8 protein-coding genes are annotated in these 12,803 nt (G+C 44.1%); 1 reads left to right on the forward strand and 7 read right to left on the reverse strand.

What is annotated here, in order from left to right; all coding sequences use genetic code 11:
* Positions 1–41: 41 nt before the first annotated feature.
* From ACTIE6_RS13820 to argB, 3 genes are all read right to left on the reverse strand, one after another.
* Complete coding sequence (locus ACTIE6_RS13820) at positions 42–1,646, reverse strand: SusD/RagB family nutrient-binding outer membrane lipoprotein (RefSeq protein ID WP_439557199.1); 1,605 nt, start codon at positions 1,644–1,646, stop codon at positions 42–44.
* Positions 1,647–1,667: 21 nt separating this feature from the next.
* Complete coding sequence (locus tag ACTIE6_RS13825) at positions 1,668–4,994, reverse strand: SusC/RagA family TonB-linked outer membrane protein (RefSeq protein ID WP_439557200.1); 3,327 nt, start codon at positions 4,992–4,994, stop codon at positions 1,668–1,670.
* Positions 4,995–5,217: 223 nt separating this feature from the next.
* Positions 5,218–6,003, reverse strand: a complete 786-nt coding sequence (gene argB, locus ACTIE6_RS13830) for an acetylglutamate kinase (RefSeq protein WP_439557201.1) — start codon at positions 6,001–6,003, stop codon at positions 5,218–5,220.
* Positions 6,004–6,181: 178 nt separating this feature from the next.
* Between argB and ACTIE6_RS13835 the strand changes: the two genes are divergently transcribed.
* The gene (locus tag ACTIE6_RS13835; protein WP_439557202.1) at positions 6,182–8,254 is read left to right on the forward strand and encodes a protein-disulfide reductase DsbD family protein; all 2,073 of its coding nucleotides are present in this window, start codon (positions 6,182–6,184) and stop codon (positions 8,252–8,254) included.
* 399 nt (positions 8,255–8,653) lie between these two features.
* Here ACTIE6_RS13835 and ACTIE6_RS13840 read toward each other — a convergent pair whose 3' ends face one another.
* From ACTIE6_RS13840 to ACTIE6_RS13855, 4 genes are all read right to left on the reverse strand, one after another.
* Complete coding sequence (locus ACTIE6_RS13840; protein WP_439557203.1) at positions 8,654–9,427, reverse strand: hypothetical protein; 774 nt, start codon at positions 9,425–9,427, stop codon at positions 8,654–8,656.
* A gap of 273 nt (positions 9,428–9,700) precedes the next feature.
* Positions 9,701–10,438 (reverse strand): hypothetical protein, encoded by a 738-nt coding sequence (locus tag ACTIE6_RS13845; protein ID WP_439557204.1) that lies wholly within the window; start codon positions 10,436–10,438, stop codon positions 9,701–9,703.
* A 273-nt stretch (positions 10,439–10,711) separates the two neighbouring features.
* Positions 10,712–11,437 carry a hypothetical protein gene (locus tag ACTIE6_RS13850; RefSeq protein ID WP_439557205.1) on the reverse strand — a complete coding sequence of 242 codons (726 nt, stop codon included), beginning with the start codon at positions 11,435–11,437 and terminating at the stop codon, positions 10,712–10,714.
* A 327-nt stretch (positions 11,438–11,764) separates the two neighbouring features.
* Positions 11,765–12,595 (reverse strand): hypothetical protein, encoded by an 831-nt coding sequence (locus ACTIE6_RS13855; RefSeq protein WP_439557206.1) that lies wholly within the window; start codon positions 12,593–12,595, stop codon positions 11,765–11,767.
* Positions 12,596–12,803: the final 208 nt, after the last annotated feature.

Genomic DNA, 12,803 nt, shown 5'->3' on the forward strand with positions numbered 1-12,803 from the left:
GCCTGCCTCTTTCTGCTTTTAACTAAATCTAATTCTTATCGTTATTTCACATCCCAGAAAAGTCTCTGAGTCAGTTTGTCGCTGTCTCTTACCGACGCATAGTTTGTTGGGTTGTAAGTAACCTCGTTGCCAGGATAATTCCATCTTACAGGCGGAGTTGTCTGGTTATTGGCATTATCAACCTGGAACTGTAACGTCGGCATATCCAATCTGCGTACTTCTGCCCAGTTTTCATAAGCCTGAACAATGTTGAAGTGCAGCCATTTTTGCGTAGCGATCAAGCTCAGCTTTTCAGCAGGAGTAGTCGCTTTTGACCAGTTAACACCATTTCCTGCGATGTAAGCTGTAATCTGCGCATTAGTTGCAGGTGCAGGAATAGCCGCATTGGTAATACCTGTTGCATTGGTAATAGCCAGGATATCATTGTAGAAGTCCACCGACTGTGCAATAGCAGTTTCGTAAGCCGTTTTTGCCAAAGCATCATTTCCGTTGTTCAGATAATATTCAGCTTTGATCAGATTTACCTGAGCTGCGTTGATGATCACGCCAGGGAAAAACTGATTGTGGCTTAATGTAAAACGATTGTAGATCGCCACTGTACCTGCCTGGTATTGCGCAGTTTGTACCGAAGATGTTGCGAGCGGATCAATACCTGCATAAACACCTTTTGCATTCTGGCCAGGTTCGAAAATAATTTTCAAACGTGGATCTGCATTGGCATTCATGTGGTCAATCATCTTTTTGCTGGCAGTGTTACCAAACCAGTCGCCACCGCCAGATGCGATACCATCCTGAAATCCTTTTGAATTGATGTCTGTATTCACATCATAAACATTGATCTGGATGTTCTGCTCGTTGTTCTCTACGATCGGGAGAGTAGTGGTGTTACCCAGGATTTCGCCCATTTCAGTAGTTGCACGTCCTTTGAAGTCAGCAGCAGCAGAAACGCGGTTCAGCATTCGCAGGCGAAGCGAGTTAGTATAACGCTTCCACATGTCAATGCTTCCTTTGTTGATGAAATCCGAAGTTTGGAAGGATTTCTGATATCCTGCATTCAGCGTGATACCGTTCAGCTCGGTGGCAATTGATTTCAAATCGTCCAGCATGATCGTGTAGATTGATTCCGGTGAATCAAACTTTGCATTTGATGCTGCATAATCTCCATTGTTAGCGCTGAGCATACCTGCTTCTGTAAAAGGTATCGCTCCGAAGAGATCTACAACACGCTGCGTATAGTCGTACAGGTAGACTTTTGCAGTTAGCATAAAGATCTTTTTGTTAGCCTGCTCGTCAGCTGATTTGCTGGCGTATACCTTTTCAAGCTCACGGTATTGTGCCAGGGTGTTATAGTAATTAAACCAAACTTCCTGTACACCAGCTGAACCTGGTACGTAGTTGCCTGATTCAAAAGGCCAGCCTACTGCCTGGTTGTAACGGTTCAGGGTAGTACGCAAGGTAACAAAGTAGTTTCCGTAACCTGGCAATACATACTCCCGGTTTGTGTACATAATACCGGTATACTGCTTCTCAATTGTTGTTTCGGAGATTTTTGCAGGATCCGCATACCTTTCAGTAAACTCGGATTCTTTACAGGACGCAGCCACCAGCATAAGTCCTGCTAATATGAATGATGATATTTGTTTCATTGTCTTGATCAATTTTAGAAATTAGAAGCTGGCTCTCAGCATTACACCCATTGTACGGAAAGATGGATTGCTACCTGCATTGCTGATGTTTTCATACCATCTTGTGCTGATGTTGGTTTGCTCTGCATCCAGGTCTTTCACAGTTCTGTAAAGGAAGAAAAGGTTACGTCCGAAAACAGATAGTGAGATGTTCTGTGCACCCAGCTTTCTTCCAATGTTGGAAGGCAGACGGTAAGCCAATGAAAGCTCACGCATTTTGAAGTACGTGTTTTCCTGTACATACAGCTCGTAACGTGCATTTCCGTACTGAGGACCTCCCCAGTTGTAAGTTGAGTTGTAGTAAGTTGCCTGCGAAACTACATTCGTGTTTGTTTCGCCCGATGCAGTTACACCATCCATCAACATACCATCGTGGTAAACAGGCTGACCTGCAGGACCTGCCGATTCTGATGTCTGAACACCTTTTCCGTTTGCATCCACGTAGTAAGAAAGACCGCCGTGTTCTTTGTCCATGTAGTTAAGACTCTCTTTGGTCAAACCTCTTGACGTCATCCAGTTGATACCTGTTGGCATAATGTGGCCACCTACTCTGAAATCAATCACCGCGTCAACTGTGAAGTTTTTGTAGCTGAATGTGTTCAGCAAACCACCAGTCAATTTTGGCATTGCATTACCAACTTTGATCCAGTTTTCCCCGTCCAGCTGATACAGACCGTTTGGACCAACAATACCCTGACCCTGCTCGTTTTTAAGGATACCGTGCGCGAAAATGTCTCCCATTGGCTGACCTACAATTGATCTTACCTGAGCAGCATTTCCGTCATAGTCAGCATGCAGCAACTCGGTTGAATTGTTAGCCAGCTTTTCTACTTTGTTTACGTTTCTTGCCAGGTTCAAAGTAAGGTCCCAGTTGAAATCGTTCAGGTTGGTAGCTCTGATAGGGCTTACATTGAATGCAACTTCAACACCCTGATTTCTCAAAGTACCGATGTTAGCAAGAATGGTTCTTGCTCCGGTAGTTGCTGCAATATTCAGCGGAAGGATCTGGTCTACGATCTGTGCATTGTAGTAAGCAATATCCAATCCGATACGGTTCTGGAACAATTTGGTCTCCAAACCGAATTCAAATTCACGCTTCTGCTCGGGACGAATTCTGTCGTTACCGCGTTCAGCACTCATATTTGTATAAAGTACTGATGCTCCTCCTCTTTGCTGTACGCTCAGGTTACCCTGGCCAAAAGCCACGTTAGCGCGATAGGTTTCAGGATAGTTACCCACGATACCGAAAGAACCTCTCAGTTTACCATAGCTGAAAAATCTTGGAAGATCGAATGCGTCAGAAAATACGAAGCTGGCATTCACAGATGGATAAACGAATGCGTTGTTACCCGGAGCTAATGAAGAAGTGCGGTCTCTTCTGATCGTACCTTCAACAAACAGAAGGCTCTTGTAGTCGAAGTTAAGTGTTCCCATGTAAGCATCGCGCAGGTATCTGCTTCTGGTTTGCTTACCATTTGCTACGTTCACACTTGCCGAAAGGTCAAAGAAGTTTTCAGTACTTAATCCGCCGTTGGTTGATCTTTGAAGAAAAGTATTCAAAGTTCTGTTTGCTGTATATCCTCCCAATGCAGACAATGTTACATCTTCACCGATTTTCTTGGTATAAGTCAAAAGAATGTCACCATATACGTTGTTGTACAGGTTGTTGTCCATTCCGAAGTTACCTGAGTAACCAAATGCAAGCGGTGTTGCGCTGTACTCGCGATTTTCCATTCTTTCGCTGGTCCAGTCAGTTGCAATACGACCTCTCAGTTTCAAACTTTCAAGAATGTCCCAGTGCTGGGTAATACTTGCGATCACACGGTCTGTGTACTCGAAATATTGGTTCTTTCTTGTATTCCAAACGTAATCCCCGATATCTGCTTTGAAACCATTGTAAATGATGTTTTCATTTGGAGTCAAACTCTGTGTTCCCGCACCGGTTACGAATTTGTAACCTAGGCTTGTCTGATATCTGTCATTGTACCAGTCAGCAGACTCGAAACGGTTCATCATACCCGTGAAGTTGTTGATCATACGATCCACTTTGAAGGGCCTGTTGTAAGTATATTGATTAACGTAGTTAACCATCAAATCCGTTTTTAGCTTTTTGTTCAGGTTGAAGCTCGCATTCAGGTTAGCGATGTTCTTGCTGTTTTTAGATTTGTAGCTGATCATTCCGTTATCCTGACGGGTAAACGAGAAACGGATGTTTGCGTTATCAGTTGCTTTCGAGATCGAAAGGTTGATGTTGGAGCTGCTCGCGTTTTCAAATAAATCTGCGTAGCTGTTTCCTGATGGAGAGTAAGGTCTGATCTTTCCGTCCCAGGCCATTACCGGCTGTCCGTCGAATTTAGGACCGAAGTTAACACTCGCACCGAGCAAGCCTCTTGTTTCTTTCACACCGTCACCATCTACATCATAGTAAATGAAACCAGCTGCATCCTGACCACCATTGTTGTAGTTCAATGGATATCCAGGACCTCTTACATCCTGGTAACGCGGCAGGTAAGCGATCTTATCAACATTGTAGCTTGCATTGAAATCAACACCAAGCCCTTTTTTGCCTTTCCCTGTTTTGGTAGTAACCAGCAAAACCCCGTTCACCGCTTCTGAACCGTAAAGTGCAGCAGCAGAAGCACCTTTCAATACAGAAATGTTCTCGATATCGGCTGGGTTCAAATCCAGAAGACCGTTACCGCGCAAACGCTGGTCAGCCCAGAAGTCGCCGTTACGCGCTTCTCCGTTACGAATGGGAATACCATCCAAAACGATCAGCGGCTGTGTGTTACCTGTGATAGAGCTGAAACCACGGATGTTGATACTCACACCCGAAGTAGCACCACCTGGGGTTGCATTGATCGTCACACCCGGTGCTTTTCCGTAAAGTGCTGTAGCGAAGTTTGGAGACGCAGTTTTGATCAGCGCCTCGTTGTTCACGATAGCAGTAGCGTAACCCAGTGCGCGTTGCTCTTTGGAGATACCCAATGCAGTTACTACTACTTCACCAAGCTGGTTAGCGTCTTCTGATAAAACTACGTCAAGCACTGTTTTGCTTCCTACCGGAGCTTCAATGGTTTTGTAGCCAATGTAGGAGAAAACCAAAGTGTTTTCAGATGTTGCCGCAATGGAGAAATTTCCCGACGCATCTGAGGTGGTACCATTGGTAGTACCTTTTACAAGAACCGAAACGCCCGGCAAAGTGGTGCCATCTGTTCCGGATTTAATTGTCCCTGTGACCGTTTGAGCGATTACCGGGCTGCTTACCATCAAGAACATGACGAAAAGCCGAAGTAAATTTTTTCGCATAGTTGGAATTGCGTATTAGTTGAGGATTAAAATTAACACAATTTTAATATTTAATTTTTAATTAACCCGAATCTTCTTAAAAAAAATTATTAATTAGGTATTGGAAAGATAAATAATGTAGAAATTAAATATGGCTGATCTGGTGCCAGGCAGAATAAAAGAAGGCCACCGCCTACGAATACAATCGATAAGCAGTGGCCTTAAAGGAGCAGATGTAAAATGTCTATAATGTTATCAAGGTACCTGCGGAAGACTGTGTTGCATTCAGCAGTTCATCAGCGTGGCAGATCGTTACCTGCTTTACGCCTGCATTCAATGCGGCAAATGCATTGTCCAGTTTCGGGATCATTCCTTTGTTAATCGCGCCGGAAGCTTTATAGGAAGCGTAAGTTCCGGGATTCAGCTGCGGAATCACCGACTCTTCGTTGTCCGGATCAGACAGTACACCCTTTTTCTCAAAACAATAAATAAGGTTTACATCATAACTCCCTCCCAATGCCACAGCCGTAGCCGACGCCATTGTATCTGCATTGGTATTGAGTAGCAGCCCTTCTGAACTATAAGTAAGCGGGGCGATGAGCGGAACGAGGCTGCTGTTGAGCAACGCGGCGATCTGACCTGCATTGACCGATTCAATATCTCCGACAAATCCGTAATCAATTGTTTTCACGGGCCGCTTTACAGAGCGGATAATCCCGCCGTCGGCACCGGTAAGTCCGATCGCATTGCAGCCGAGCGACTGTAATTGCGCCACCAGGTTTTTGTTGACCAACCCGCCATATACCATTGTCACCACGTCGAGCATTGGCTTGTCCGTTATTCTCCGCCCGTCGACCATTTCGGTTTCAATCTGCAATTTGGCTGCAACCTGCGTAGCGACCTTGCCGCCGCCGTGGACAAGAATTTTCAAAGCATCAAGCTGCGCAAATGCATTTAAAAAGCGTGTACAAGCTTCGGGATTATCGATTACGTTGCCGCCGATTTTTATAATATATAGTGACTGGGACATACTAGCTGATTTTGCAATTCGGTATTTCGGCAAAGGTAGCACAAACACGTCCGGTGGAAAACCTGAATTTCGATTGATGAATTTTTTTGGCAAAATTACGTTCAATTAAGACCCGGCACTTACTCTATTAATCCAATAGATAATGTCCTTTCACCGAATATCAGTCCGTCAAAACGATATGAAACGCAGCATTTTCCTCTTTTTAAGCTTTTTCCTTCTTCTTTCCATTGCTGCCTCTGCACAGATCCAGAAAGCCAAAGCACAATGGAGCTACTCTTTTTCAAAGCCTGATGTAAAAAAGGGAGAGACAGTCGATCTTGTTTTCACTGCAACGATCGATAAAGACTGGTACATGTATTCGTCCGACTTTGATCCTGACCTCGGGCCCATGCTCACGACTTTCACTTTTGAGAAGAACAACACTTTTGAAGTGGTCGGCAAGCTTAAACCGCAAAATCCTAAGACGAAGTTAGAAGAGGTTTGGAATGGTAATGTAAAATACTTTGAAGGAAAAGCGGTTTTCAAGCAAACGATCAAGGTTCTGGCTGACAATCCTGTTATAAAAGGTACTTCTGAATACCAGACCTGCAGTCACGTAACCGGGCTCTGTATCCCGGGTGGAGAGGATTTCGAGTTTAAAGGCTTGAAGGTCGCAGCAGCCGGGACCACAGTCGCACCGGAAAGTACTCCTGCTGAAACAAATGTGGCCTCGGCCGATTCTACTGAAAATATTGCCGCCGCTCCGGCTCCTGCAACTGTTGATAGCAGCTCTTCCACACTGACTAACAAAGCTACCGCTGCTTCTGCAAGCACTGAAGAGACTGCCGCAGACGGATCTTTGTGGGCATTTGCGCTGGCTGCGTTCCTGTCGGGGCTTGTCGCGCTGCTAACTCCCTGCGTTTTCCCGATTATTCCGATGACGGTCAGCTATTTCACCAACCAGGAAAAGGGGAAGGTGAAAGCATTTATGTATGGAATCTCGATTGTGTTGATTTATACATTAATAGGCACTGTTGTTTCGCGCCTTAATGGACCTGCATTTGCTAACTTTTTAAGCACGCACTGGCTGCCTAACCTGCTGTTTTTCGGGATCTTCATCGTTTTCGGACTTTCTTTTCTGGGACTATTTGAAATCGTGCTGCCGAGCGGGTTTGTGAATAAAATGGATCAAAAGGCTGATCAGGGCGGATATGCGGGTGTTTTCTTTATGGCATTTACATTGGTGCTCGTTTCCTTCTCCTGCACCGGTCCCATTGTGGGTAGCCTGCTGGTTGCCTCGGCGGGAGGCGAGGTAGTAAAACCGATAATCGGAATGGCGGCATTTTCGGCCGCATTTGCAATTCCATTTACTTCATTCGCCTTATTCCCGCAGTGGTTAAAGTCGCTTCCCAAGTCAGGCGGCTGGTTGAATACGGTGAAAGTCTGCCTGGGCTTTCTGGAACTGGCACTTGCATTGAAGTTTTTTAGTATCGCCGACCAGGTTTACCATTGGGGTTTGCTGGACAGAGAAATCTATCTCGCATTCTGGATCGTGATTTTTGCGATGCTGGGCTTCTATCTTTTAGGTAAAATCAGGACGCCGCACGATTCTATTCTGGAAAAGGTGAGCGTACCGCGGCTGTTGCTGAGCATTATTACATTCACTTTTGTGATTTACATGTTGCCCGGAATGTGGGGCGCGCCATTGAAAGCACTGGCCGGCTACCTGCCTCCGCAGTCTTCCCTGGATTTTGATTTAAATAAAAGAAGTGCGGGTACCACCGCAGCAGGCAACAGCAGCGAAATCGCCGGAAAATATTCCGACCTCTTCCATTTGCCGCATGAACTCAACGGTTTTTTCGATTATCAGGAAGCATTGGCATATGCCAAGAAAGTCAACAAGCCGGTTTTCATAGATTTCACCGGGCACGGATGTGTAAACTGCCGTGAAATGGAAGCCCGTGTTTGGGTTGATCCTGCGGTGCTACAAAGGCTTCGAGACGATTATGTAATTGTGGCCTTGTATGTGGACGATAAAACAGAATTACCAGAATCGCATTGGTATACTTCCAAATATGACAATAAAGTCAAAAAGACAATCGGCGCACAAAACGCAGACCTGCAAATTGTGAAATACAACAACAACGCCCAGCCGCATTACTGCCTTGTAGATCATGAAGGCAACCTGCTTGTAAAGCCAAAGAATTACGATTTGAATGCAGCGAATTTCGCGGCGTTTTTGGATAGCGGGAAAGCGGCGTTTGGGAAATAGCCGGAGGACGTTTTCCGTTGGCTGAAGCCAACGGAAATAGATTTTAAAACTGCGTTTGTTGTAAAATTTATCTTTTCTTTTCCTATCCGCAAAACATATTCCGAATTTAACTGGATTAGCCGGACAGCGACTTTTGGCTCCAAACAATACAGACTTCGACGCATTGGTAAAGCTGGCCTATAAAATGTCACAGAAACCCCGAATTGTATTCCACTCATACTGGCACGATACGACAAAGGGGAAGCCAGTTGGGTTCGGGGTATGTGGTTGGTGGTATGGGATGAAAGTTTTGGGAGAGAGGTGGAAGTGAATAAATCTTTACTAAATAGTAAAGATCATAGAACAAAGAAGGCGGCCTCTACTTTAAGACCGTCTTTGTTAACAATCGATATTTTGCACTCAATTTAACTGTTTGATTGAGCTTTTGTCTATATAAATATTGAAGTATCCGGTTTTTCCTTGCGCATTTCCCGCGTAGGCAAGGAGGTCTAACGCCATCTCAGTGTCAGTTGCATCAAAGTAGATTTCTTCTTTAACCCAGGTTCCTTGTTCTTTTATCAGCACTGCTGCACCTGCTACTGCACAAGTACCTTGAGCCAAAGTATTGGAGATGCATTTTGATACTTTCATCCAGAGATATCTGGGATAAGCCTCCGATTCGCTGGTAATCGAGCTCGCTACAAACACATTAATCACGTACTTCTTGCCAGGTTTCAAATACCGGAGTCTGGCCTCTGCAACTGCTGCATCTGCCCAATGCTCGTTATCGGGAACCGCTGCAAGTGTAATGAAAGAGGCAGTACTTGGTATTTCAGGAATTAACGGCAACTTTTTTGTCCAAGGCGAATTCAAGCTACCCCACAAGTATTTAAAATTTGATGTCCCTGAGGGCAGCACTTGCGGACTAGCTGGAAGTTCCTTATGAATTTTTCTCCACCCTGGTGCGTACACACCAAGCCCTAACAATCCCGATGTTGCAGGAATTTGTGGCAATACTTGCCATCCACCCGGAGGCACATTAGGATCAGCAGACACGTCACCCCGTAACCCCGAACTCTCATTCACTCCCCCAACCTGTGGCTCGGGAGTTTGCACATCTTCCTTCAAGCAGCTGCTCAGCATCATCATGCAAGCCAGCCCTAAACCAATAGGTAATTTTTGTACTAAACTCATTTTTTTACAGCTTTAAATTAAACAATTGTTTTTGATACTGGCTACAAAAAAACCTTCTCTTTACACAAGTAGCTATTCAAAATGACTGCGTGGAACATGGTGGTTATTTTGCGGCAAACAGAGCTCCTGAACCTGAATCGGCAATATCCGGATTGTAGTCTTTACTAACTTACATCTTTGATTTACCATGCATTTACTGCGCCTTAACCTATTTAAAACAAAGTGCAGCCCCGAACTTCGGAACTGCACTTTAATCAGGCGGTAAATGGCGGCTTAATCTAGTTGCTTAATCGCATTATTACCTACAAATAAATGAGCATAAGAGTATTTCTTATCTTGAGATGGCGTCGCTTTAAAAATGATTGTCGCTTCCGTACTCTTAGCTTCAAATGTCCAAATTGTCTTGACCCAGTTAAAATTATTCGCTGTTAGATCAACCTCTTTTCCGTAAGTATACGTCCCGAAGTCGATCTTTGCATGTAATTGATGAGCATAAACAGATTTTTCACCAGGTCCATTAGGAATAGTACTTGCTCCATAGAACGTAATTGCGTACTTCTTGCCAACCTTCAAATTCTTTAGCTTAGTAGAGACATATGAGCCCCTGTCGATATTCGCATAACTAGCACCGAAATAGTCGGTTTTAGCTGTTAAAGTTATGATTGAGCCAGTAACTGCTCCGGATGGGTGTGGAGGAAGCGGTGTCACCCAAGGTGTTGATTGCTTCCCATATAAATGTGTCAAACTAGAGGTACCAGCAGGAAAGAGCATCAAATCTTCAATTGAATTGTTCACTCTCTCCCACTTAGCTGGTAACAAAGCTATACCTGTCGGGCCGCTTGTTGGCGCAAATTCTGGCACCGTCATTGAATATGCTGCTCTCAGCCCCGAACTCTCATTCACTCCCCCAACCTGTGGCTCGGGAGTTTGCACATCTTCCTTCAAGCAGCTGCTCAGCATCATCATGCAAGCCAGCCCTAAACCAATAGGTAATTTTTGTACTAAACTCATTTTTTTACAGCTTTAAATTAAACAATTGTTTTTGATACTGGCTACAAAAAAACCTTCTCTTTACACAAGTAGCTATTCAAAATGACTGCGTGGAACATGGTGGTTATTTTGCGTCAAACAGAGCTCCTGAACCTGAATCGGCAATATCCGGATTGTAGTCTTTACTAACTTACATCTTTGATTTACCATGCATTTACTGCGCCTTAACCTATTTAAAACAAAGTGCAGCCCCGAACTTCGGAATTGCACTTTAATCAGGCGGTAAATGGCGGCTTAATCTAATTGCTTAATCGCATCCTGGCCGACGAATACATGCGCCCATGCGTGCTCTCCTTCCTTTACAGGTAATGCGCTTGCAGCGAAGGTCATTTCCGGAGTCTTCGCCTCGAAAACAATCACCTTTTTAATCCAGACATTTGTCTTATTTGTGAAGTTCACACTATAAGTTTTCATACCAACTGATGGGCCTGCGATCCACAATTCACACCGTTCTGCATAGGTTGGAATCGGACCTATCCCCTTCCATTTCGGGATTGCAGTCGATACATAAACCGTAAGCTGATAGGTTTTACCAGGTGTCAAAAATCTAATTTGCGTATCAACAATGGACTTTTTTTTCAGGTCAGTCTTACTTGAAGTTGTAAGCGTAACAAACGAACTCCAGGGTTGGTTAGGAATTGCCTGGAGTGGTTGCTTGAATGGGGATGAGGTACTACCCCATAAATTTATCGGATTAGAAATTCCGACAGGAAAAGCAGTTGGGTCACTGGCGGAAGAAGAAGAGCTATATCTTTCCCAGAGATTCGGGAGAACGTTATAGCCAGGATAGCCTTTCGTTGGTGCGATCCATGGAAGCATATTTTCCTTCAGGTTAGAATGCGAGCTTTCACCTTCTACGTCGGAAGCGGTTAATACTTGCCCTTCTTCTTTCGAGCAACTGGCTAAAATCATCATACAAGCAAGGCTCAATGCGATTGGTAATTTTTGCACTAATTTCATTTCGTTAAAGTTTAAAAGTTGAACATACACTTTGCTTTCAGGTACAAAACAAAGCACTGCACTGTCACCGAATATTTTAAAGTGAGTACAGGGGCGATCAGGGTTATTCTTCGGCAATCAGGCGTTTTAAAGAAGAAAATTTTAGTTTGTAAATTGTAATTATTGCGGGATTGTTGTTCGAGCTAGTTCGTAAATTTGGCGCTGACAACTGTGAGTCTGCACCTTCTTACATTTTAGTCATAGCTGCATGGTTACTTTACATTAGTCTTTAAAAACGAAAAAACCGCCTCACGAAATGAGACGGTTTTCACTTAGACTGAATAGAACCTATTGTACCACCATTGGCTGGAAAGGAATAAATTCTACAATAGAATTTCTATCCACAAAAAGGTGAATATAAGAATACACATTTCCTAATGGCGTCAAACCTGAGAAAACGAACTTGGCATTATCAGCTTGGGCGGTGAATGTAATCGTCTTTTTAACCCATGTTCCTTGTAATCCTGCAAAGTTGATTTTCGTTGTCATACTTCCACCGCTAACATTTAACATTTTGATTTCAGCAGAAGATGCAGGAACAGATGTTTCTCCATTGCTTGCGAGGCCGGCAACAGTCGTAGTTGCCACATAGAATGTTATAGTATATGTTTTTCCTGCCTTCAAGTTTTTAATTGTAGTAAATGCACCTGATTTGTCGTACGTCTCAGCTGAGGTATGAGCAAAGCTTTTTACTGTCAAAACAGAATTTGCAGTTGGATTGCCTGGAACGGGTTGTAGTGGCTTTATCCATTTTGGGTCTACTGATGCACTCCAGTATTCAAGTCCCCAAAGTGATGTGAGTGAAGACAATCCCGCAGGTATTGAAGGGTTTGGTCCAACTAATTTCGACCAATCAGCTGGGTATTTTTCGAAACCTGGCAGCCAAGCAGTTGAGGCAAAATACGGAAGGGCTTCCCCCGCATTCGTCTTCGCACCCGAGTTTCCATTCACGCTTTCAGCGAGCGGCTGTGGTGTTTGTGCGTCTTCTTTTGAGCAACTGCTTAGCATCAGGGCGCAGGCCATGCTCATCGCTACCGGAAATAGTTTTGTTAGTTTCATCTTTTTAGATTTTGTAGTTGAACATTTATTTATCTCGTACAAAAGAAGAAGCTTGTCCAAATCAAAACGCATTTAGTGACTGCGAGGAGGAGCAGGATTATTTTCCGGGAAAGCAAGGTATCTTATATGGAAGTATGTTTTAAATGGATTTAAACCTAATTCTACTTTTTTCCAGAAGATGTGCACTGCCTGTAAACACAAAAATCTCCTTTCGGAGATCGTTGTGTTTGTAAAGGAAGGTACTTACTAATAAGCTACTGAGTTACCG

Origin of the sequence: Dyadobacter sp. (genome assembly GCF_051859145.1) — a bacterium.
In the GTDB taxonomy this organism is placed as follows: domain Bacteria; phylum Bacteroidota; class Bacteroidia; order Cytophagales; family Spirosomataceae; genus Dyadobacter.

Excerpts from the sequence above, each read along its gene's own strand:
- ACTIE6_RS13820 (WP_439557199.1), bottom strand. The coding sequence starts at position 1,646 with ATGAAACAAATATCATCATTCATATTAGCAGGACTTATGCTGGTGGCT.
- ACTIE6_RS13825 (WP_439557200.1), bottom strand. The coding sequence starts at position 4,994 with ATGCGAAAAAATTTACTTCGGCTTTTCGTCATGTTCTTGATGGTAAGC.
- argB (WP_439557201.1), bottom strand. The coding sequence starts at position 6,003 with ATGTCCCAGTCACTATATATTATAAAAATCGGCGGCAACGTAATCGAT.
- ACTIE6_RS13835 (WP_439557202.1), top strand. The coding sequence starts at position 6,182 with ATGAAACGCAGCATTTTCCTCTTTTTAAGCTTTTTCCTTCTTCTTTCC.
- ACTIE6_RS13840 (WP_439557203.1), bottom strand. The coding sequence starts at position 9,427 with ATGAGTTTAGTACAAAAATTACCTATTGGTTTAGGGCTGGCTTGCATG.
- ACTIE6_RS13845 (WP_439557204.1), bottom strand. The coding sequence starts at position 10,438 with ATGAGTTTAGTACAAAAATTACCTATTGGTTTAGGGCTGGCTTGCATG.
- ACTIE6_RS13850 (WP_439557205.1), bottom strand. The coding sequence starts at position 11,437 with ATGAAATTAGTGCAAAAATTACCAATCGCATTGAGCCTTGCTTGTATG.